The organism is Pseudoflavonifractor capillosus (assembly GCF_016899775.1).
In the GTDB taxonomy this organism is placed as follows: Bacteria; Bacillota; Clostridia; order Oscillospirales; family Oscillospiraceae; genus Lawsonibacter.
The window spans coordinates 16053-38328 of sequence record NZ_JACJJE010000022.1; the positions used below are offsets into that span (position 1 = coordinate 16053).

Consider the following 22276-nt stretch of genomic DNA (forward strand, 5'->3'; position numbering starts at 1 on the left):
AAGCTATCCCTCCTCCCGATACATCGTCAGGCTTCCGTCGTCCTCATCCAGGGCCTCCATAGCCATTCTCATCCCCAGCCGGAACCCCAGGATGAAGTGCTCCAGAGCCGTGGTGCTGTTGATTTCATTCTCGGCGTTGAGGAGCCGGAGCAGCAGAGTTTTCTTCTCTCCCTCCAACTGGGCAGTGAGCTTCTCCTCACACTGCTCTGCCCGGTCCATTGCGTCTGCTAGAACGGAGCCAGGTGTGATGTCTTGCTCATTGGGTGTGATCTTTCCAAAGTACAGATTCTCCAGGGTGTCTCGCATGTGTGCCGCCTCCTTTCTAACGACACAACATACCACAGAAAACAGAAATAGCCAGTGGTACGGCGCACAATTATCAAACTGTTATCATTTGGGCGCTCTGCCGCCGCATTCATTGTTAACAGCGTCGCAATCTCAAAGCTGGGGCAGATCGGAAGAAAGATATTCTTCTCATCTTTAGCCCCACGTGTCTTTATGCAGATACATGGTTACTTCGTACCTGCGCCCCTTGCAACGGCGATGGTCTTATGCTACAATGCAGGCACAAAGAACCTGATTCGCGGGAGGGATAAACATGTCTGACTCCATTGAACGCTCCATTCGGACAGCGGAGCTTTCCCTGAGAATGGAGGGGTTTTCTGTCACGGACGCCTGTAAGGAACTTTGCCGCAAGCTGCTGGCCGGGGAGATCACGCTGCAGGAATATCTGACGCAAGTGATTTCAGGCGAAGGGAAGGCCTGATATGGCGTACAGCATAGACGCGCTTACAGAGGACTGCTATCCAGGGACGACCTGCCTAATCAATAAACTGGGGATTCAGGATGAGGAGAAACTGGCGGAGACCGAAGCGGCTATTGTTTTGGGCAAGGCCAGTTTGCTGGATCAGCAGCCGATGGCAGGTGCATTTGATTTTGCACATTACAAATCCATCCATCATTTTTTGTTTTGCGATCTCTACAATTGGGCAGGGCAGATACGTACGATCAACGTTTCAAAAAAGGGAACGGTTTTTGTTCCTGCTGCTGAGATTCCGTCGTGTGCAGATGCGTGTTTTTCTCGGTTAGCTACCTTTACCGATGAAGGTCTTTCTCATCAGAAATTCATCGAGGCAATTGCGGATTTTTACAATACGATCAATATGCTGCACCCATTCCGGGAGGGAAACGGAAGAACCCAGCGGCTCTTTTTCACCCAGTGGATTCGTCACTTAGGCTATGAGTTTGATTTGTCAGATGTCGACCCGGATGAGTTCATGATCGCAACAATATACGCAGCGCAAGGAGTGATGGATCCATTGATCGAGTTTTTTGCGCAAAAGCTCCAAGGGCCAACCATGGGATTAGATATGATATTTCAATAGGAATTTGAGCATCGAACAGCCCTGTTACTGTTCGGTACTTTATTATTTCATGGTCATACCACCCCAGGTCTGAATTAGTTCCTCCTCATGGTCGTCCGGCTTATGGCCCAGAGCAACTTTCTTTTCCCGGAGCTGCTGACGGCGCTTCCGGTCGATGTGCAGGCTGGCACCGGACTGGGGCAGAGAGTAATCCTCTAAGATCCGGCTCATGTGGTAGAGCAGGCGGGTGACCGCCAGCATGACGGAGGGCGGATGGAGGTCACTCTGGCGTTCCAGGAAGAACTGAGCGTACTGGTTTCCCTGGGCGGCGGAGCGGCTGAACCAGTTCATCGCCTGGGTCTGGTCGTGAGTCATGCCCTGTCCTGTCAGGTACAACTTGCCCAGCATATACTGGCATACTGGTTGTCCGCTTCTGCAGATTGTGTGAACCAATCTACCGCTTTGGCGGTATCTTTAGTCAGCACCTCGCCGGTCAGATACTCCTTTCCCAGCCAGTAGGCGGCCCAGGAATTTCCCTGGGCCGCCGCTTCTTTCAGCCAGCGGATGCCCTCGTCCGGGTCTCGGACTTCGGGATCGTCAGAGAGAAGCAGTTTCCCCAGAGCATACTGTGCCTCCGGAAGGTTTTGCTTGGCCGCTTGAACGAGCCAGTGCTTCGTCCTCCGGCGGTCCGGAATCAGCAGAGGACCATCCCGATAGAGTAGGCCCATCAGGTACTGGGCGTGGGTATCTCCTCGTTCCGCCAGCCGCTCCAATTCCTCCGCCACGCCGTCCCGGTCGGCCAGGGGGAGGGTGTCGTCTTGAATAATCTGCCGCAGTTCCCAGCAGGTATAGGACTCGCCTCGCACTTGCTCCGGTTCGTCATGGCCGGTCAGGTCAGCGTCCTCGAAGGTGATATCCCCCAACCGTATCCGCTCCGCCTCCTGGATGACAGCGTTCTTGATTTGCCGGAACTCTTTCTCCTGAGACAGCTTTTTCTTTTCTCTGGGCTTGTCGTGGTAGTAGCTGTCAACTTCATTTTGGAGAGCGCACCACTGGTCGTAGCACTCACGGACCACCGGCAGCTCCTCCAGCTTATCCACGATTTCGTCTACGGTTTTCTTCACCGGCTTGGGGAGGTAGCCGTAGGACTTCTTGCCCTTGACTGTCTCCAGCTGTGTGGCCAACTGTTCCATCTTCTGCTCGATCTCCGGAACCGAGCAGATGCTCCGGGCCATCTCTTGTGTGAGTTTTCGGATGGTCCGCCGCGCCTCCCGCACCAACTCATCCCGCGACTGAGATTTCTGCTCGTAGGTGTGGAGCATCTCCTGCCGGAAAATTTGATTCATCAGCTTTGACTTGATCTGCCGGATTCCTTCTTTTGTGAGATAGGCTTCTTCCGGAACCGTTGACCATGCCATCATGTGAACGTGGGGATGGTCCCCCTCGTCGTGGTAGGCGGCATACCAGCGGAAGTGATTCGGCGGGATGTTCATGGCGGCGGCGATGTCATTGCGGTTTGCCCGGAGCAGATTCCGCCACGCCTTGGCGTTGTCGTAGCCAAGACTGGCGGCATCCTCCCGCTTCAGGGAGATGATGTGTGTCCACACATTTCCGGTGTAGTGGTCCAGCTCGTCCATGGCTTTTGCTAAGTTCACACCGTTCTCGTCTCCAAAGAGGCCGTGATCCCCCAGGCGCTCTGCCCTGGGCCGGGTGGCGATGTACTTCATATAGCCCTCTGACTGCTGCACCGCTGACCAGTTTTCCTCCAGTGCCCTGGTGATGAACACGGAGGCGTTGGCCTTAGTGGGCCTGGATTCGTAGTCAGAATACTCGTCCAGTCCTTTGGCCTCTGGGAAATCTTTTGTCAGTTTTCTGACCAACTGCTCTTGTTTCCTTGTGGGCGGCCGGTCATCAGGGATCAGTTCCACGCGCTCCCTTGTGCCGATGTACCGCAGGTAGCCGCTGACGGAATGGTTTCCATCGCACTTCAGGTAGGGACTTTTCAGGATCAGTCTTGCCACTCATCGTCCTCCTCCCAGGCTCCCCGTACCCGCTGTTCCAGGGAGATGCGGCCGTTGGTTTTCTTCACATTTTGCACGCTCTCCGCCCGCCGACGGCGGAGGTCCTCGTCGCTGAACTGATAGGTATCCGCCAAGATGCCGGCCACCATGTCCTGTTCCACCGCCTGCCGGAAGGCCAGAGAGGACAGCCGATGTAATCTTCTTTGATAAGCGCCCCGCCAGCCCGGAGCGGCAGACCAAGGAAGTCTGGTTCTACGATCTGCGGACCAATCTGCACTTTACCCTGAAACAGCACCCAATGACCTATGAGGATTTGAAAGACTTCATCCAGTGCTACCACCCGGAAAACCGCTATGAGCGCCACGAGACCTGGAGCCAGGACAACCCGGATGGCCGCTGGCGGCGGTTTACCGCCGAGGAGATCCTCAATCGGGATAAAACCAGCCTGGATATTTTCTGGATCAAGGACAAGGCTCTGGCCGATTTGGACAACCTCCCCGCCCCGGAGGAACTGGCGGAGGACATCCTGGAAAACCTCCAGTCGGCCATGGATGAATTCAGCGAGCTGCTGGATGCGCTGAAACAATGACAATTACAGGCCTATCTGCCAAGTTCATATCATCGTATCACGATTAACACCATCGCAAAAACGCTCGAATAACACACGCGTGTGTTTTCTTTGTTGACAAAAACACACGCGTGTGTTATTGTGCGTTTAAAGGATGTGATTGCATTGAACATTGGTTTTCGGGAAGATATGACGCATGAGTTCAAAAGTGATCGAAAGAAGTTGGCAGATCAAGAAATCATCGATGCAGTGGTTGCATTTGCCAATACCGATGGAGGAGATCTTTACCTTGGGGTAGAGGATGATGGCGAGATCACGGGATTGCATAAAGAACATTCGGATATTACTCGTTTGGCCGCTTTTATTGCCAATAAAACTGTCCCACCGGTCCCGGTCCGATGCGAAATTTTAGATCTGGAAAAGCCAATTCTAAAAATCTCTGTCCCCCGCCGTACCAGTATTACCGCATCGTCTTCCGGGAAAATGCAGCGAAGGCGCCTCAAAGCGGATGGAACTCCAGAGAATGTTCCGATGTATCCCTATGAAATTGCCGGCCGGCTATCAGATTTGAGCCTTTTTGACTATTCCGCGCAGCCGGTTCCGGATGGTGATTATCAGGATTTAGACCCTGTTGAGCGGGAGCGGCTTCGGCAAATCATCCGAAAATATCGGGGGGAACCGGCTCTCCTGGAATTGGACAACGAAGAACTTGACAAAGCGCTGCAAATGGTCGTCCAGGTGGACAAAAAGCTTGTGCCTACCTATACAGGATTGCTGCTGATTGGAAAGGCGGAGCGTCTGAAGACGCTGATGCCGACGGCAGAAACTGCAATTCAGGTGCTTGAGGGAACCGATATTCGAGTCAATGAGTCGTTTTTTCTTCCGATTCTTTCAGCCTTTGAAAAGATTACAGAGTATGTTGCTGCATGGAACCATGAAGCGGAAATGGAAGAGGGACTGTTTCGCGTTTCCATCCCAGACTTTGATAAACGGGCATTTCGAGAGGCTTTAGTAAATGCGTTTTGCCACCGTGACTATTCTATGCTGGGCAGAGTACGAGTAGAGATCAACAGTGAGGGAATGCTGATCAGCAATCCTGGCGGCTTTATCGAGGGAATCAATGCGGATAATTTGTTGGATGCGGAGCCGCATGGCCGCAATCCAGTCCTGGCTGATGCGCTGAAGCGAATTGGATTAGCAGAGCGAACGGGCAGAGGCATCGACAGAATTTATGAGGGCTCTCTATTATATGGACGCCTGCTCCCTGACTATTCCCAATCCACCAGCACCAGCGTTCGCCTTTTTATTCCTCGAGGACTGCCAGATAAAGCTTTTGTACGAATGATCTCAGAGGAGCAGCAGCGCTTGGGCCACCCGCTTCCAATCTATGCGCTTCTTGTTTTGAATACCTTGAAACAAATGCACCAGGCAGCGCTCCGTGAGATTGCTGAGGCTCTCAAGCGAGATGAAAGCCGTATCAAAGCTGTCGTGGAAGCGCTTGTAGAGTCCGGCTTAGTAGAAGCGATTGGGAATGGCCGTGGCAGAAACTATATGTTAAGCCCGAAAGCCTACGGGAGAGAAAATACAGCTGCGTATATCCGGCAAAAAGGAATTGACGAACTTCGATATGAAGAATTGGTTTTGGAGCTCGCCAGGAAACAGAAGTCAATTAAACGGGCGGATGTAATCGCATTACTGCATGTTTCTCCGGCAAAGGCATTTCGCATTCTGCAACGGCTGGTGAAGAATCAAAAGTTGACTTTGCAGGGAAAGGGAGCGGGCGCATACTACACATTGGAGGCATGATCTCTTTGTTAACACCATCGCAAAAGTAGTTCCATGGTGACTTGCCAAAAGCAAGTAGGCCGATTACTGTCGCGGCGCAGAAAACCGCACTCTGACCACATTTGTGCAAACGGTCAGATCGCAAAAGTATACTCTCCCAACGATTTGACCACACAACCAGCCACAGACAGCGTTGGAACAGGCGGAAACCTTGTGGTTAAAGAGTGACGGAAAGCAAGTGAAATAAAGCGGATAAGGTTAAAAATTACAAAAATAGTTAGAAAAAATCTCTATTTGGGGTTGACGTGCGGGAGGTCACAGGTTCAAGTCCTGTATCGTCCACCATCACAATCCCTTAGAGCCGCAAGGCTTTGAGGGATTTTTTCTTGTCTGAAAATTGCGTTTAGCCTTATTTTTAGCCTTATTGCGCGGCAAAAAAATTTAACCGCCTGAAACCTTGCGGATCACCTGCTCCATCCGCTCCGCACTGTCCTTCCGCATTTGCGCGGTGACATGGCCGTACACGTCCAGCGTGAAAGCCGCCGTAGCGTGGCCCAGGTTCTCTTGTACGGTTTTAATGTCGTCCCCGCTCTTGATGGCAAGGGTGGCGTATGTATGCCGGAGATCGTGAAACCTCGTGGCAGGAGAGCCGATCTTCACCATGATCCGCTTGAAGCAGTCGTACACGGTCCGATAAGATAGATAGCCCCCGGTCTCGTTCGTGAAAACCAGATTGTTTTCCGTCCACAAATCCCCCGCCTTGATCCGCATAGTGTTTTGCTTCAGCTTCTGCAAGCGGAACAGACGCACCACAGACGTGGGAAGGTTCAGAACTCGCCATTTGCTGTTCTTGGTTGTGTCCATATAATACGTTCCGCCCTTCTGCTGTTGGCGTCGAAGCTGCTGCTTAACCAGTAGCGTTCCCCGGTCAAGATCAACGCAGTCCCACATGAGGCCCAGAAGTTCTCCTTCCCGCACGCCGGTATACATATCAATGAGATATAGATACTCGTGGGGGTGTCCTTTGATGGCCGCGACAAACGCGATTACATGAGCCTCGTCCAGCGGGAACATCTCTTTCTTCCCAGCCTTTGGCAGTTTGCAGGCATCCGAGGGATTGACGCGGAGGTACCCCACTAGGACGGCTTGCTGCAACGCCTTATGAAACACGCCGTGGACATTACGGATCGACTTGGGGGACAGCACCGGGTCTCCCTCTTTCTCCGGCACCTGGAGGCGGTTATATAGGGACTGGATCATGGGAGCCGTGAGGGCTTCCAGCTTGACCGCTCCCAGAAACGGAGTGACATACATATCCAGATTTTTCTTGTATATGTAGGCGGTGGACTCTTTGACGTCTCTCGTGTACTCCGCTTTCCAGGTTTCCAGCCAATCCCGGACCGTCATCCGGCACGGGGCCTGATAAGTCCCCTGATCCAGCTGATAGGTGGCCTCTTTCAGCTTTTGGGCGACTTCCTTCTGGGTCTTGCCGGTAATTGACCGCTGTATCTGTTTCCCGGTTCCCGGATCATATCCGGCGGTATAGCGAGCCTGCCAATAGGTATATTCCTTCCCGTTGCGGGTGCTTGTAATCTTGCGGATCGAGCCGACACCGTTTGCGGCCCGGCCCATTTCCTTTTTGCGTGGCATTTATTCCAAACCTCCTAACCGCCACGCAGACATACTATAGCTTATGATACTCTCTGCGTGGCGGCGGGTCAATTTCTTTTTTACTGTACTTCCAAAAAGTCCAGCAGAGCGGACTTTGATACTCTGATCTGGTGCCCTACCCGGAGGCTCTTAATGCGGCCCGATCGAACAAGATCATAGGCGCTATTGAGTCCAATCCCCAGAACTTCTGCGAGATCGGAAACGGAAAGCACGAGCGGTATATCGTCAATCTTCCGGTATTTCATAGTCAACCTCTTGGATTACATCTACCGACGGAATATCGTCGGTTTTATCAGGCGGTGTCTTGTATCCATCATAATAATAGCATTGGAACAAAGTCCCGTCATTTGACACAAAGCGCCCTGGGGTGTCAGGCCAAACCGCAGTCTCGTCCAGTGTGTCACCAAGGACAATATCGCGTAAAATACGATCTGCCATTCCGCAATACCTCGCCGGGCAATTTGATCTGATCTGTCCGCTGATACTGCTGTCGGGCCGCTGGATTGCCAGGATCAGGTTAATGCCGCTGGACCGCCCCCGGCGGGCAATCTTTTCACAGAGAGCTTCAATCTCCCCTGCCATAGCTTTTTCCGATTTCGCGACATTTTGTCCAAGTACATCGGCAGCTTCATCGATACAAATTACAATTCGATGTAGCGGCTCTAAGCCCGCTTTCTTTGCTTTTTGCGTATATTCCGGGAGGTTTCTTGCATGAGCGGATCGAAAGATCTTTTGCCGCCGCTCCATCTCTGCCACGCAGGACTGCAAAAGGGGGAGCATTTCTTCTGGACAAGCCACCTTTTGGCAGGCATCAAACATGGGAATATCCCAGTCAGCACAGCCCTTATAATCAGCTATAATGATCTGTGCTCCCTGTTGCAGTAATTGATGTGCTACCAGTACCGCCATCTGGGATTTGCCGCTGCCAGTGGTCCCGCCGATAATTGCCATGGGGGTTGTATTGAGGTCCAGTTTGACCGGCCCGATCAATGACTCGCCAAGGACCACCAGTCCTTCCTGCCGAACGGTGCACGTTTCACGCCAAGGGATCATGCCCGCCAGACGACTGGTCCCGGGGATCGCATACACGAGCACATGACTGTTATCGTGTCCCTGCCGCGTGTCCGCCGTAGTGATGTTCAGCGCCGAGTCGATCCTGGTTGTGTGCTGCTTCCATATTTCCAGTGGTACGCCACGGCAAAAAAACTCGTACACCGTGATCTTAGGATTATCCGGGCTAATCCATTTTGCCTCCAACGTGGGCGCTTCGCCCACTGCATTGACGAGTCCAGCCCGGATTAGGTTATCTTGGACTGCTTTGCTCTCGATTGGTCCTCCCCAGGCCCAAAGGAGGGCCGTGGGGAGGACCAGGGCAAGCAGCACGATCGCCAGTCCAGCCAGATCGTCATACATCGCGGCTACTATCGAGTCAGGTGTATAGCGCATAATCCAGTGTCTCGTGTGCCAGGCGGCCCATGGGATTAGAAGAGACGCCACAAACCATCTCTCCTTGTGCTTGTCACGGCCGAGCGTCCTCGCTCCACGCACGATCCGCCGGAGGTCCTGCGCGACGGCGGACCGCGTCACTAGGTCCTGATGTTTGCTGCTCATTCTGCCGTCACCCCCTGTTCTAAAGCGGGATATTCTTCCGATACGATAGACAGCCCCGGATAGATTTCAGCCTCATTTTGTTCGTGCACTTTCAATTTAACAGGGTCCCGAAAATCTGTATAATCAACAGGGGCCAGGGGTATAATCTCTGGTGATTTAATTAAATCGCGCGATGACAAGAACCATTTCCCAAAGATTTTTTCATTGGACTTATTTATGTACTTGACAACATAGTTGGCAGCTCGTTCATACTGTTCGTCGATCGGAACACAGGAAGTAAATCCCCATTTCCAAGCCACCATATTGTACACAGGACGGCCAGCGTCGTCGTAGATCAGTTTGCCAGCCGGGGAAATTGCCCGGGCGATTGGCACATTCCCAAGTATACAGAGGCCGTGCATATGTATAGCCGGTGTTGGTTCGTTTGCTTTGCGTCTATGGTATTCTGGGACTAAAATATATTGAAATCCCTTGCGTTGGACAGCGTTGCTTAGAAAATAACGGGTTTTCTTATAAACTGTGGCAGGATCGTAACGGTCAATCAGTGTGCCGTCCAGCGTCCAGGTAAGCATGAAACCGAAATGATTGCATAGAGCAATGTCCCGGACATGAGCGACTGCCAGTCGCTTGCTTTCCGCTAGAGACCGTTCTGGATTTTTGGCCTTGCCTGGTGGCGACACTTCATAGGGCCTAGTCACACGAGTGTCGGAGGAGAGCGGAAATATATCCTTCGAGGCAACTTGCATGACAGTTTTGGCCGGATATGCCTTTAGCCGTGCATTTGTATATCTGTTCATAGCCTAGTCCCTCACATATTCTAATGGGTTACGACGTCAATCCGTTGTTCTATCAAGTAGCCCCTCCCCCCGTAGGGGGGAGGGCCGCTCTGCCTGGAAGGTCAGACTTTGGTGATTGTCTCAGGTTTTCCAAAACGATTATACATAATGTTCACCTCGTCCCCGACCCGGGGTTTATAGCCGCTTTTGGCGAGTTTGGCATCAGATACATACACGCGCTCTGCCACCACACCTTCTGCGTCGGTCCCGGTAGCAGGATAGGTTAGATAGATGTTCAGACCAGTAACAGACACACCATCCTTTGTAACGAAATCACTCCGTTTATAACCGATAACCTTCATTTTTAACATCCTTTCCGTAAAAATAAAAAAGTGCCCCGTAACCACGCAACAGGCATACTACACCTATTGCGCGGTTACGGGACACTTGCTGACCAAGTGGAGTTGCCCGCTTTGCGGCTCACCCATGAGGCCGCTTCTCCATGCTTATAATCAGCTGTAACCCGGTGATGGAAAACCGTTTGGTCACGCTTTGACATACTAGGGGCAGGGTGATCGCAACAGACCCATCTGTAACCTGATAACCAGTCAGGTACAGCGAGATCAGAGATCATGTGCGTGGTCATGCTCCTGGTGACCCTCGCGATCTATTGCTGAAAATATGATACCATATCCGTCGTGCACTGTCAATATATTTTTCGAACTTTTTTCGCCTATTTTTTCCAGTGTTATACCACATGTTATTAAATTATTCAACTTTTTAGAGGACTTACTCTCCTTGTCAAAAGGCTCTTTCTGTGCTCCGGTCCTCTTATAATAAGGTGTCCCTGCGGGACGGTGGCCCGGACAACGAGTTGTGTCAAGGCCGAAAAAATTCTTCGGTTCACGTAAGGGCCGAAGAATTTTTTTGCGCAAGTGGCCCCCTCCAGGGGGCCAGCCTGGACAAAACTAGTTGCCGGGCGGGTAGGGGAATCAAGCAAAGCGAGCGAGCCGCTTTGCTCCGCTGATTTTTCACTTTGGGAGGCTATACCATGAAAGACACAACTTCTACTGCCAGGGTTGCCGGGTACCTGACAAAGATTTTCCGTGCGATCAACACCCGTTATTTTGACGGCCAGATCGAGGAACCGATCATCACGATCCAGAGCACGCCCAGGGCATACGGCCATGTCACCGTCGGCAAGGTTTGGCACCTAGCAGACGGACGACAGCTGCACGAACTTAACATCGGTGCGGGAACGTTAGATCGGCCGATTGAAAATGTCGTTTGCACGCTCTGTCACGAAGCCACCCACCTGTGGCACCTGCAAGCCGGAATCCGCGATTGCAGCCGGGGAGGAACATACCATAATAAAATTTTTCGTGATCGGGCAGAAGAATGCGACCTGAAAATCAGCTATGATCCCCGGATCGGTTGGAGTATCACAGAGCCGACGGAGGCGTTGATTGATTTCATCATCTCTCAGGGTTGGACGGACATTCACATGGGCCGCACGGACGGATATATCCGCACCGGGGCCGGAGGCACGGCCCAGCCTGGAACCGGCGCAGGGCCGGACAGAAAGCGCCCCAGCAGCACCCGGAAGCTGATCTGCCCCTGCTGCGGGCAGTCGGTGAGAGCCACAAAGGCCGTCAACATCCTGTGCGGGGTCTGTATGCTCCGCATGGTAGAGGCATAAAAAGTGAAGTACACTTTTCAAAAACCTTGACAGGCATTCTGAAAAGTGTACTTCAAAAAATTCCAGATGTTTTTTTAGCTTTTCTATCCGCGCGGCCCTTGCTTTTCAACTGCGGACAGGCTACAATAAGGGCGGAAACATAATTGCGGGCAGGGTATGGCGGGTTGCCGCCCACCATACCCCTGTACGAGTGATCGGACCACTCAGCACAGCAGTCTTTGACTGCACCACGGGGCTATTATATCCGTTTTGCCCTCGCTTTTCAAGGGCGGAGCGGTGAATCGCCTTGTGCTGCGCATGATGATTTGTCAGGCGGTGTTGAGTACATAACTCGACACCGCTTTTATGTTTCCGGCGGCAATCCCCGGGGCGGGGAGCGATCCCCGCCCCCTGGGGCCGTCCGCTGGAATACATTAAAATAAGGAGAGCAGGAGCGATGAAAAAGCGGATACTCAGCGTGATCTTGACCTTGACCCTGTGCATGGGCCTGTCCGCCCCGGCCCTAGCCGCCCGGACCTTCAGCGACGTGCCCGCCACTTACTGGGCGCACGACGCGATCCAGTACGTGGTGGATGAAGGCTTGTTCCAGGGCACTAGCGCCACTACCTTCGAGCCGGGGATCAGCATGACCCGGGCTATGTTGATCCAGGTACTATACCGTTATGCCGGGTCCCCCCAGCTGCCAGACACGTGGGTATTCCCCTATCAGGACGTGGCGGATGACGCTTACTACTGGGACGCTGCATTCTGGGGGCGGCACCGCAATATTTTTGCAAGTCAATTTGTAGAGAATTGTGATACGCTCCGTCCCAATGAGGCAGTGACCCGGGGAGAGTTTGCGATCATGCTCTGGAAATTTGCACGGGAGCAGATGGGGTATGAAGCAGTCAACTCGCACGAGGTGGAGACCGGCCCCTTTACGGATATGGATGATGGAGACCCCGGCGTTACTATGGAAGTGCAGCGAAGTATGCTGGGATGGGCCTATCCAAATGGAATTTTGTCCGGCACCACTGCTACCACCATGTCCCCAAACGCGCCCGTGACCCGCGCCCAAGTTGCCACCATGCTGATGCGTTACGACAAGGCGTTCAATGACAATTCCCAGACTGGCAATCCCGGCGGCGAGACTACACAGCCTGAGAAGCCGGAGACTCCTGATGTTGACTATAAGCTGACGATTGCTCTCATGAACAGCAGTCTGTCAGTGGGAGATAAGGTTTTTGCAGATGTAAATACCATCCCTGCCACTGCCGCAGATGACCTGACATTCACTTTCAAGTCTTCCGATACGTCTGTCGTGACTGTCGAGGCTTCTTCTCGCAATCATTTTTCCTGTGATATTGCCGCTGTTGGTCCGGGTACTGCTATTATCACTGCCACCGATTCCAATGGGGTTACTGCAACGCGGACTATTACGGTAACGGGTTCTTCTTCCAATCCTGGTACTTCTACGTCTGATGATTATGTGGATGTGAAAGATGAGATCATTGCTCTGACGAATGAGGTGCGGGCAGAGAATAACGCCGGTTCACTGTCCAAGAGTAATCTGCTCATGCAGATTGCTCAGCAGAGAGCCAATGAAAGCGCGGAAATGCAGACAATCGACCATGGCAGACCTAATGGAGATTTCTACGATACCATCTTTGCGGAATATGGGCTTGACATTTATTCCATGAACTATCAGGAAATTCTTTGCTGGGGGCCGACAGATAGCGTCGACGCAGTGATGGAAGCGTGGGTCAATTCTCAAGGGCACTTCAAATCCATGACGAATCCCAATATGATCTTTGTCGGTGTTGGCGTGGCAAAAGGGGACAACGGTTATTACTTCTGCCAGATTTTCACTAATAAAGACAGGACTTGAAAGTGTAGTTTCAAGAAAACAGATCGGCCGGGGTGCCCACTCACGGGTGCCCTGGTCGATCTTCTTCTATATGATATTATGAAAAATCCTGTATCGATGGTATGTCTGCGGGGCGATTTTTTAGCCTTATTTTTAGCCTTAATAGCTTAATGTTAGATGGTAGAACATGATACAGGATAATAAGGCTAAACCGCTAGGCCCCTTGAAATCAGGACATTTTGGTATTAGATAACAGCACTTAAAACACAGACTTCGGATTTCGAGTCCTGTATCGTCCACCAAAACGAAAGGACATCCGAAAGGATGTCCTTTCGTTTTGGGTTCCGCCGCCCAAAGGCGGCTACACCCTTCGGTGTTTTAATGCTCAGGGCGGCGAAGCCGCCCATCTCCGCGCCAAGTGCCGCCGCTTCGCGGCGGTTGCGCTCCGAAACGCGCCTGCGGGCGCAGTCCGCCGAGGATTTGCCTGCGGCAAAACGCTCGAACGCCGCAAAAGCGGTGCGGCCCAGAAGGGCTGTTGGGCAAGATGTCAAGATGGCGAATCGAAATTTGAAATATCTAGATTGTAGTGCTTATCCCAAACGAAAGGACATCCGAAAGGATATCCTTCCATTTTAGATTCCGCCGTAAATGGCGGTTGGGGGCAGGACTGTCCGCTTATCCAGATTTGGGAACTTGAAAATATGCAGCGACCCGCCGTAAAAAGGACACGACCATGAGTTGTGTCCTTTTTTGATTTTGCGGACCGATACAGTTCTGAATTGTGGAAGACGGTCCTTTATGGTAAAATCAAGGGGAAAGCCGGAACTCTGCAAGGAGGTTATTTTTATGAAGCGCAGTGAGATCAACGCCGCTCTGAGAGAGATGGAGCAGATGGTGCGGGAGTACCGCTTTGCCCTGCCCCCCTTCTGCGGGTTCACGCCGGAGGAGTGGGCAGAGAAGGGGCACGACTACGACGAGATCCGGGACAACATGCTGGGGTGGGACATTACCGACTATGGCATGGGGGATTTTGACAAGATGGGGTTCTCCCTTATCACCCTCCGCAACGGGAATCTGAAGCTGGACCAGTACACCAAGACTTATGCGGAAAAGCTCCTCTATATCAAGGAGGGGCAGTACTCCCCCATGCACTTCCACTGGTCCAAGATGGAGGACATCATCAACCGGGGCGGCGGGAACGTGCTCATCCGGGTATATCACGCCACTTCCGACGAGGATTTGGACCGGGAGCGGGAGGTCCATGTCCATGTGGACGGCCGGGAGATGGTGGTCCCTGCTGGGACCCAGGTGCGGCTGACCCCGGGGGAGAGCATCACCATCTCTCCCTACCTCTACCACGACTTTACCGTGGAGCCAGGTTTCGGTCCGGTGCTGCTGGGCGAGGTGAGCCAGTGCAACGACGACAACACGGACAACCGCTTTTATGAGCAGCTGGGCCGCTTTCCAACCATCGAGGAGGACGAGCCCCCCTACCGCCTGCTGTGCAGCGAGTACCCGGCGGCCAGGGAGTAAACACAGGCCTGTGGAAAATCTTTGACAAATGATGCGGGGCAGGATAGAATGTCCTGTACTCTGCGTATCAGAACCAACCAGAAGGAGTGAAACGCTTGAAACACAGAACATGGAAACGAATTGCCGCTCTGGCGCTGGCCCTGTCCCTGGCGCTGGGCTGCGCCGCCTGTTCTAACGGGGCGGGCAGCTCTGCGTCCGGCAGCGTGTCTGCCTCGGGCGGCGCCCCCGCGGAGAGCGCCAGCCAGGCGGAGGGCCAGATCGTCCTCACCGACCAGGCGGGCCGGGAGGTGGTCCTGGAGGGACCGGCCCAGTCCGTTGTCAGCTGCTACTATATCTCTACCTACGCTGCCATCGCCCTGGGGGCGGAGGACCGGGTGGTGGGCCTGGAGAAGAAGGCGGACACCCGCCCCATCTACCAGATGGCCGCCCCTGAGCTGCTGGAGAAGCCCCAGGTGGGCACCATGAAGGAGCTGGACGTGGAGGCCACCGCCGCTCTGGAGCCCGAGCTGGTCATCATGCCCCAGGCCCTGGCGGACTACGCCGACACCCTCACCCAGCTGGGCATCCCCGTGCTGGTGGTCAACCCCGAGAGCCATGAGGCTCTGGTGGAGATGCTCCAGCTCATGGGGACCGCCCTTGGGCTGGAGGACCGGGCTGAGGCCCTCACCAGCTATTATCAGGAGCAGCTGGACCGGATGGCGGAGCTGACCCAGGACACCGAGGCCCCCGTGGTCTACATGGGCAGCAACTCCTCCTTCCTGGCCACCGCCCCCGCCTCCATGTACCAGAGCACCCTCATCCGGCAGGCCGGCGGCGTCAACGCCGGGGACAGCCTGGAGGGGGACTACTGGACGGAGGTCTCCTATGAGGACGTGCTGGCCATGGCGCCCCAGGTCATCGTGCTCCCCGCCGGGGCGGAGTACACCGTCCAGGACGTGGTGGAGGACCCCCAGCTCTCCGCCCTGCCCGCGGTGCAGGACGGCGCGGTCTACCAGATGCCCGGCGGCATCGAGGAGTGGGACTCCCCCGTGCCCTCTGGGATTCTGGGCACCATGTGGATGACCAGCGTCCTCCACCCCGACGTATATCCCTTTGAGGAGTTCACGGCCGACGCCCAGAACTTTTATCAGACCTTCTACGGCTTTTCCGTAGACGCCTCGCTGATCACCAAGTGAGTTTCGGTTTTATGGGAAAGGGGAAAGCGCCATGAAGAAGCATGGGCGGGACTGGGCCGCCGCCGCGGCCTGCCTCCTCCTGGTGGGGGGGCTGGGGACCGTCTCCCTCTTTGTGGGCAGCTTTCCCCTCTCTCTGCCCCAGATTGGCTCTATCCTCACCGGGGGAATGGAGGGGACCCTGGAGGCTCAGGTGTTCTGGCAGCTGCGGTTCCCCAGGATGTGCATGGGGCTGCTGGCGGGCTGGGCCCTGGGGCTGGCGGGGGGCGTGTACCAGACGGTGTTCCGCAACCCGCTGGCCTCCCCCGACCTGACCGGGGTGGCCTCGGGGGCCTCCCTGGGGGCGGCCTGCGCCATCGTGCTGGGGGCCGGTACCCGGCTGGAGATCATGGGGGGCTCCTTCCTCATGGGGATGGCCGCCCTGGCCCTGGTGCTCCTTCTGGTGGGGGCGGCCCGGCTGGAGCGCACCGGCAGCTATATTCTGGCGGGGGTCATCGTCTCCTCCCTGGCGGAGGCGGGGCTCATGACCCTGAAGGTGATGGCCGACCCGGAGCGGGAGCTGGCCGCCATTGAGGTGTGGACCATGGGTAGTCTCTCCGCCATGACGGCGGACAAGCTGCCCCTCCCGGCGGCGGCGGTGGTCCTGTGCACCGTCGCCCTGCTTCTGCTGCGCCGCCCCATTCTGATGCTCTCCCTGGGGGACGAGCAGGCCCGGAGCCTGGGGCTGGACCCGGTGTTCTGGCGGGGGGTGCTGCTGACCCTCACCACCCTGATGGTGGCGGCGGTGGTGTCCGTTCTGGGGGCGGTGGCCTTTGTGGGGCTGATCGCCCCCCACATTGCCCGGCTGCTGCTGGGCCGGCGGGGCGGGCCCTACCTGCCCCTGTGCGGGCTGGTGGGGGGCGCGGTGCTGCTGTGCGCCGACCTGCCCGCCCGGGTCTACACCCTCCCCCTGAGTATTTTTACCGTGCTGCTGGCGGTGCCGGTGCTGGCCGCCCTGCTGTGGCGGCGAAAGGAGGGGACCTATGGGGACGATGCTTGAGGTGCGGGGCCTGTGGGCCGGATATACCGATTTCGTGGTCCGGGACGTCTCCTTCACGGTGGCCGGCGGGGAGCTGGTGGGCATTCTGGGCCGGAACGGCAGCGGAAAGTCCACCCTGCTCCGGGGGCTGACTTACGGCCTCCGGCGGCGTCAGGGACAGGTCCTGGTCCGGGGGGAGGACTGCGCCGCCCTCTCCCCCCGGCAGCGGGCCCGGCGGATGGCCCTGCTGCCCCAGCACACCCCAACCTCCCCCGGCCTGCGGGTGGAGGAGGTGCTGGAGCTGGGCCGCTACCCCTGGGAGGGCCCGCTGCGCCCGCCGGGCAGTCAGACCCGGGAGCTGGTGCGCCGGGCGGCGGAGCAGTTCGGCATCGAGGGCCTTTTGTACCGGGACTGCGCCGCCCTCAGCCAGGGCCAGCGTCAGCTGGTCCAGCTGGCCCGGGTGGCGGTGCAGGGGGCCCCGGTGCTGCTGCTGGACGAGCCCAACAGCGCCCTGGACTTTCCCAATACCCACCAATTTTTCCGCACCCTGACCGGCCTCCTGGCGGGCGGGGAGCGGTGCGCCCTGGTGGTGCTCCACGACCCGGCGCTGGCCCTGCGCTGGTGCGGCCGCCTGCTGCTGCTGGAGGAGGGGCGGCTGGCCGGGGAGCTGCGCCCCGGGGAGACCGGGCTCCATGCGGTGCAGAGCGCCCTGGGCCGCCTCTATCCGGGGCTCCAGGTCCGGCAGGACCGGGAGAGTGGGCGGCTCTTCTGCGCCATGGAGTAGGCGGCGGAACACATAAAACGATTGAGACAAGCGACAAGCAGGGAGGAAATGCTGTGCTGACGATCCAAAATTATGTCAGAGCCGAAAGCCTGGAGGAGGCCTACGCGCTCTGTCAGAAGAAAAACAATGTGGTTCTGGGCGGCATGCTTTGGCTGAAAATGCAGCGAAACCGCGTGGACACCGCCATCGACCTGTCCGGCCTGGGGCTGGACCAGATTGAGGAGACCGACTCCGAGTACCGGCTGGGGGCCATGGTGACCCTGCGGCAGCTGGAGCTCCACCCCGGCCTGGACCGGCTGACCCAGGGGGCCATGGCCGAGAGCGTGCGCCACATCGTGGGGGTGCAGTTCCGGAACCTGGCCACGGTGGGGGGGAGCGTCTTCGGCCGCTTCGGCTTCTCCGACGTGCTCACCCTGCTGCTGGCCCTGGAGGCCCGGGTGGTTCTCTACCACGGGGGGGAGCAGTCCCTGGCGGACTTCGCTGCCGCCCCCCGGCAGCGGGACATCCTCACCCACGTGATCATCCCCAAGGGGGAGCGGCGGGTGGTCTATCTGTCCCAGCGGAACACCGCCACCGACTTTCCCGTCCTCACCTGCGCCCTGTCCCGGCGGGAGGGGCGGACGCTGTGCGCCGTGGGGGCCCGGCCCGGGCGGGCGGAGCCCTTTGAGGACAGGCAGGGGCTTCTGGCCGGGGGGATCACCCCGGAGGGGGCCCAGGCCTTTGCCCGGGAGGCGGCGGGGCGCTTCCGGTTCGGGAGCAACCTCCGGGGCAGCGCCCAATACCGCCAGGAGATCTGCCAGGTGCTGGTCCGCCGGGGCCTGCTGGCCATGGAGGGGGAGTAAACAATGGAGATCAAACTGACCTTGAACGGCCGGGCGGTGACCGCCTCGGTCCAGGCGGACACCCTGCTGCTGGATTTTCTCCGGAGCCAGGGCTGCCTGAGCGTAAAGCGGGGGTGTGAGACGGCCAACTGCGGGCTGTGCACCGTGCTGATGGACGGAAAGCCCGTCCTATCCTGCTCGGTGCTGGCCGCCCGGGCGGACGGCCATGCCGTTCACACCCTGGAGGGCCTTCAGGAGGAGGCGGCCGACTTCGCCGCCTTCATCGCCGACCAGGGGGCGGAGCAGTGCGGCTTCTGCAACCCGGGCTTTGTGATGAATACGGTGGCCCTGCTGCGGGAGAACCCCGACCCCACCGACGACGAGATCCGGGCCTACCTGGCGGGCAACCTGTGCCGCTGCTCCGGGTACGAGGGGCAGCTGCGGGGCATCCGGGCCTACCTGGATTACAAGAGACAGGGATGAGGAGGGACGACATGGAAGGGAAGACATACCAAAGCGTGGGCCAGCCGGTGCGCAAGAAGGACGCCATGGCCCTTCTGCTGGGCAAGCCGGCCTATGTGGACGACGTGACCCCCAGGGACTGCCTGGTGGTCAAGGTGCTGCGCAGTCCCCACGCCCACGCCCTCATTGAGGAGATCGACACCAGCGCCGCCATGAAGGTCCCCGGCATCGCGGCCATCTTCACCTACCGGGACGTACCCCAGAAGCGGTTCACCATGGCGGGGCAGACCTACCCGGAGCCCTCCCCCTACGACCGGCTGATTCTGGACCAGCGGGTGCGCTTTGTGGGGGATGCAGTAGCCATCGTGGCCGGAGAGACCGAGCAGGCGGTGGACCGGGCCATGAAGCTGATCCGGGTGCGCTACCAGGTGCTGGAGGCCGTCCTGGACCCCCATGAGGCCCTGGACAGCCCCATCCTCGTCCACCCCGAGGACAGCTGGCGCTCCCTGTGCCCGGTGGGGGCGGACAACCGCCGCAACCTGTGCGCCAGCGAGACCTGCTCTGACGGCGACGTGGACCAGGTTCTGGCCGACTGCCCCTGTGTGGTGGACCGGGTGTACCACACCAAGGCCTGCAACCAGGCCATGATGGAGACCTTCCGCACCTACACGGAGATGGACCCCTACGGCCGCCTCCACGTGGTATCCTCCACCCAGATCGTCTTCCACGTGCGGCGCATCCTGGCCAACGCCCTGGACATCCCCAAGTCCAAGATCCACGTGGAGAAGCCCCGCATCGGCGGCGGCTTCGGGGCCAAGCAGACGGTGGTGGCCGAGGTATACCCCGCCCTGGTCACCTGGAAGACCGGCCGCCCCGCCAAGATGATCTACTCCCGGGAGGAGAGCCAGATCGCCGCCTCCCCCCGCCACGAGATGGAGGTCCATGTGCGCCTGGGGGCCACCAGGGATGGCGTCATCCGGGCCCTGGACGTGTACACCCTGTCCAACACGGGGGCCTATGGGGAGCACGGCCCCACCACCGTGGGCCTGTCCGGCCACAAGTCCATCCCCCTGTACACCGGGAACCTGGAGGCCTTCCGCTTCGCCTACGACGTGGTGTACACCAACCGGCAGTCCGCCGGGGCCTACCGGGGCTATGGGGCCACCCAGGGCATCTTTGCCGTGGAGTCGGCGGTGAACGAGCTGGCCGACCGGCTGGGCATGGACCCGGTGGCCCTCCGGGAGAAGAACATGGTCCGGGAGGGGCAGATCATGCCCGCCTACTACAACGAGCCCGCCAGCGCCTGCGCCCTGGACAAGTGCATGGAGCGGTGCAAGGAGCTCTTCGGCTGGGAGGAGAAGTTCCCCGTCCGGGACATGGGCAACGGGAAGGTGCGGGCCGCCGGCGTGGCCATGGCCATGCAGGGCTCCGGCATCTCCGGGGTGGACGTGGGCTCGGCCACCATCAAGCTCAGCGACGAGGGGTTCTATAACCTGTCCATCGGCGCGGCGGACATGGGGACCGGGTGCGACACCATCCTGGCCCAGATCGCCGCCGAGTGCCTGGAGTGCAGCGTGGACAACATCGCGGTCTTCGGGGCGGACTCGGATGCCTCCCCCTACGACTCGGGCTCCTACGCCTCCTCCACCACCTACGTCACCGGAAAGGCGGTGGAGCAGGCCTGCACCCAGCTGAAGGAGCAGATCTGCGCCATTGCCGCCCAGATGCTGGACTGCTCCGCTGGGGAGCTGGAGTTCGCCGGGGACCGGGTGCGCCGGCTGGACGGCATGGGAGAGGTCGCCCTGGCTGAGATCGCCACCAAATCCATGTGCGGCAACCCCATCGCCGTCCAGGCCACCAGCTCCCACACCTCCCCGGTCTCGCCCCCGCCCTTTATGGTGGGCATGGCCCAGGTGGAGGTGGACAAGGAGACCGGCTCGGTGGAGGTGCTGGACTACGCGGCGGTGGTGGACTGCGGCACCCCCATCAACCCCAACCTGGCCCGGGTCCAGACCGAGGGCGGCATCGTCCAGGGTATCGGCATGGCCCTGTTTGAGGACGTCACCTACAATGAAAAGGGCCGCCTGCTGGAGAACTCCTTCCTCCAGTACAAGATCCCCACCCGGCTGGATATGGGCCACCTGAAGGTGGAGTTCGCCCCCAGCTATGAGCCCTCCGGCCCCTTTGGAGCCAAGTCCATCGGGGAGATCGTCATCAACACCCCATCCCCCGCCATCGCCCAGGCGGTCTTCCGGGCCACCGGCGTGTGGCACCGGGAGCTGCCCATCACCCCGGAGAAGGTACTGATGGGCATGAAGAACCGTGGCTAAGCACCTCATCTACCTGGCGGCGGGGAGCGGCCGCCGGTTCGGCGGCAACAAGCTGCTCTACCCCCTGGAGGGGCGGCCCCTGTTTTCCTACGGCCTGGAGACCCTGTGTCGGGCCGTGGAGCTGCGGCCCCAGTGCGAGCTCACGGTGGTCTCCCGCTATCCCCAGATCCTGGAGGCCGCCCAAGCGGCCGGGGTGCGGGCGGTGGACAGCCCCCAAAGCGTGGGGGGCATCTCCTACACCATCCGGGCCGCCCTGGACGCCCTGCCGCACGTAAGCGGGGAGGACTTCCTCTTTTTCGCCGTGGCCGACCAGCCCTGGCTGGAGGCGGACACCCTCCTGCGGCTGGTGGACGCGGCCCGGCCCGGTGTGCCGGGGGGCACTGTTGCCTTTGGGGAGCGGGTGGGCAGTCCCACCTTTTTCTCCGGGGCGCTGCTCCCAGAGCTGTGCGCCCTCACCGGCGACCAGGGGGGACGGCCCATCCTGCGGGAGCTGGGGCCGGCCTGCGTCAAGGTTCAGGCGGGCTCCCTCCGGGAGCTGGAGGACCTGGACACCCCGCCGGAGCGGGGAAAAACTTTTTGGGGCACAGAGTGATCTGACCATGCCCGCCCAAGGACAGGGCGGGGCAGAGAGAAGCAAAAAGAGGCCGTCCGCGCTGCGGACGGCCTCTCAGACTGTCAAAAAAGTGGCAAAGTCACTTTTTTGAATGGGGCTGCACGAAATTTCAACCTCGATTTCTTGCGAAATTGTCGGTCAAAATTTCGTGAGAGGTGTCATTTCCGAGGCACATGTCCTCGAAAATGACGAGATTAGATCT

Annotated in this window: 23 protein-coding genes; 14 read left to right on the forward strand and 9 right to left on the reverse strand. The window is 57.8% G+C overall.

What is annotated here, in order from left to right; all coding sequences use genetic code 11:
• Window positions 1–3: 3 nt before the first annotated feature.
• A complete protein-coding gene (locus H6B31_RS08635) occupies window positions 4–306 on the reverse strand; it encodes a DUF6809 family protein (protein WP_204898150.1) in 303 nt (100 codons plus the stop codon).
• Window positions 307–598: 292 nt separating this feature from the next.
• On the opposite strand from H6B31_RS08635, the gene H6B31_RS08640 reads away from it, so the two are divergent.
• Window positions 599–766, forward strand: a complete 168-nt coding sequence (locus tag H6B31_RS08640; RefSeq protein ID WP_162612543.1) for an antitoxin VbhA family protein — start codon at window positions 599–601, stop codon at window positions 764–766.
• 1 nt (window position 767) lies between these two features.
• Window positions 768–1385: a Fic/DOC family protein gene (locus H6B31_RS08645; protein WP_204898151.1), complete on the forward strand. Its 618-nt coding sequence runs from the start codon at window positions 768–770 to the stop codon at window positions 1383–1385.
• A 42-nt stretch (window positions 1386–1427) separates the two neighbouring features.
• Here H6B31_RS08645 and H6B31_RS17240 read toward each other — a convergent pair whose 3' ends face one another.
• The 3 genes from H6B31_RS17240 to H6B31_RS08655 are packed head-to-tail and all read right to left on the reverse strand — an operon-like array spanning window position 1428 to window position 3519.
• On the reverse strand, window positions 1428–1772 hold the full coding sequence (locus H6B31_RS17240) for an SEL1-like repeat protein (RefSeq protein WP_243418933.1): 345 nt from the start codon (window positions 1770–1772) through the stop codon (window positions 1428–1430).
• Window positions 1751–3385 carry a MobP3 family relaxase gene (gene mobP3 / locus H6B31_RS08650; RefSeq protein ID WP_346014057.1) on the reverse strand — a complete coding sequence of 545 codons (1635 nt, stop codon included), beginning with the start codon at window positions 3383–3385 and terminating at the stop codon, window positions 1751–1753. Before mobP3 ends, H6B31_RS17240 begins: the two co-directional genes overlap by 22 nt.
• Window positions 3373–3519, reverse strand: coding sequence for a hypothetical protein (locus H6B31_RS08655; RefSeq protein WP_243418935.1), 147 nt, complete (start codon window positions 3517–3519; stop codon window positions 3373–3375). Before H6B31_RS08655 ends, mobP3 begins: the two co-directional genes overlap by 13 nt.
• 164 nt (window positions 3520–3683) lie before the next feature.
• Here H6B31_RS08655 and H6B31_RS08660 point away from each other — a divergent pair, with 164 nt between their 5' ends.
• Window positions 3684–3974: a hypothetical protein gene (locus tag H6B31_RS08660; protein WP_243418937.1), complete on the forward strand. Its 291-nt coding sequence runs from the start codon at window positions 3684–3686 to the stop codon at window positions 3972–3974.
• Between the two features lie 135 nt (window positions 3975–4109).
• Entirely contained in the window at window positions 4110–5759 is a 1650-nt protein-coding gene (locus H6B31_RS08665; protein WP_346014058.1) for an RNA-binding domain-containing protein, read from the forward strand.
• A 420-nt stretch (window positions 5760–6179) separates the two neighbouring features.
• Here H6B31_RS08665 and H6B31_RS08670 read toward each other — a convergent pair whose 3' ends face one another.
• The 5 genes from H6B31_RS08670 to H6B31_RS08690 form a co-directional block, all read right to left on the reverse strand.
• Window positions 6180–7388 (reverse strand): tyrosine-type recombinase/integrase, encoded by a 1209-nt coding sequence (locus H6B31_RS08670; protein WP_204898152.1) that lies wholly within the window; start codon window positions 7386–7388, stop codon window positions 6180–6182.
• Between the two features lie 80 nt (window positions 7389–7468).
• Window positions 7469–7654, reverse strand: a complete 186-nt coding sequence (locus H6B31_RS08675; protein WP_204898153.1) for a helix-turn-helix domain-containing protein — start codon at window positions 7652–7654, stop codon at window positions 7469–7471.
• Window positions 7635–8855, reverse strand: coding sequence for an FtsK/SpoIIIE domain-containing protein (locus tag H6B31_RS08680; RefSeq protein ID WP_204898154.1), 1221 nt, complete (start codon window positions 8853–8855; stop codon window positions 7635–7637). The genes H6B31_RS08675 and H6B31_RS08680 overlap by 20 nt, the downstream gene beginning before the upstream one ends.
• Before the next feature lie 161 nt (window positions 8856–9016).
• Window positions 9017–9817, reverse strand: coding sequence for a rolling circle replication-associated protein (locus H6B31_RS08685; RefSeq protein WP_204898155.1), 801 nt, complete (start codon window positions 9815–9817; stop codon window positions 9017–9019).
• Between the two features lie 101 nt (window positions 9818–9918).
• Complete coding sequence (locus tag H6B31_RS08690) at window positions 9919–10167, reverse strand: hypothetical protein (RefSeq protein WP_204898156.1); 249 nt, start codon at window positions 10165–10167, stop codon at window positions 9919–9921.
• 680 nt (window positions 10168–10847) lie between these two features.
• Here H6B31_RS08690 and H6B31_RS08695 point away from each other — a divergent pair.
• The 10 genes from H6B31_RS08695 to H6B31_RS08740 all read left to right on the forward strand — a co-directional run bounded on the left by H6B31_RS08695 (window position 10848) and on the right by H6B31_RS08740 (window position 22053).
• Window positions 10848–11495 carry a SprT-like domain-containing protein gene (locus H6B31_RS08695; RefSeq protein ID WP_204898157.1) on the forward strand — a complete coding sequence of 216 codons (648 nt, stop codon included), beginning with the start codon at window positions 10848–10850 and terminating at the stop codon, window positions 11493–11495.
• Window positions 11496–11931: 436 nt separating this feature from the next.
• Window positions 11932–13362: an S-layer homology domain-containing protein gene (locus H6B31_RS08700; protein WP_204898158.1), complete on the forward strand. Its 1431-nt coding sequence runs from the start codon at window positions 11932–11934 to the stop codon at window positions 13360–13362.
• Between the two features lie 825 nt (window positions 13363–14187).
• Window positions 14188–14874 (forward strand): D-lyxose/D-mannose family sugar isomerase, encoded by a 687-nt coding sequence (locus tag H6B31_RS08705; protein ID WP_204898159.1) that lies wholly within the window; start codon window positions 14188–14190, stop codon window positions 14872–14874.
• A gap of 95 nt (window positions 14875–14969) precedes the next feature.
• Entirely contained in the window at window positions 14970–16049 is a 1080-nt protein-coding gene (locus tag H6B31_RS08710) for an ABC transporter substrate-binding protein (protein ID WP_243418939.1), read from the forward strand.
• A 31-nt stretch (window positions 16050–16080) separates the two neighbouring features.
• The gene (locus tag H6B31_RS08715) at window positions 16081–17085 is read left to right on the forward strand and encodes a FecCD family ABC transporter permease (RefSeq protein WP_204898160.1); all 1005 of its coding nucleotides are present in this window, start codon (window positions 16081–16083) and stop codon (window positions 17083–17085) included.
• Window positions 17069–17848 (forward strand): ABC transporter ATP-binding protein, encoded by a 780-nt coding sequence (locus H6B31_RS08720; protein WP_204898161.1) that lies wholly within the window; start codon window positions 17069–17071, stop codon window positions 17846–17848. Before H6B31_RS08715 ends, H6B31_RS08720 begins: the two co-directional genes overlap by 17 nt.
• 53 nt (window positions 17849–17901) lie before the next feature.
• Entirely contained in the window at window positions 17902–18690 is a 789-nt protein-coding gene (locus H6B31_RS08725) for an FAD binding domain-containing protein (RefSeq protein WP_204898162.1), read from the forward strand.
• A 3-nt stretch (window positions 18691–18693) separates the two neighbouring features.
• The gene (locus tag H6B31_RS08730; RefSeq protein WP_204898163.1) at window positions 18694–19152 is read left to right on the forward strand and encodes a (2Fe-2S)-binding protein; all 459 of its coding nucleotides are present in this window, start codon (window positions 18694–18696) and stop codon (window positions 19150–19152) included.
• An 11-nt stretch (window positions 19153–19163) separates the two neighbouring features.
• On the forward strand, window positions 19164–21461 hold the full coding sequence (locus H6B31_RS08735) for a xanthine dehydrogenase family protein molybdopterin-binding subunit (RefSeq protein ID WP_204898164.1): 2298 nt from the start codon (window positions 19164–19166) through the stop codon (window positions 21459–21461).
• Complete coding sequence (locus H6B31_RS08740; RefSeq protein WP_204898165.1) at window positions 21454–22053, forward strand: NTP transferase domain-containing protein; 600 nt, start codon at window positions 21454–21456, stop codon at window positions 22051–22053. The genes H6B31_RS08735 and H6B31_RS08740 overlap by 8 nt, the downstream gene beginning before the upstream one ends.
• Window positions 22054–22276: the final 223 nt, after the last annotated feature.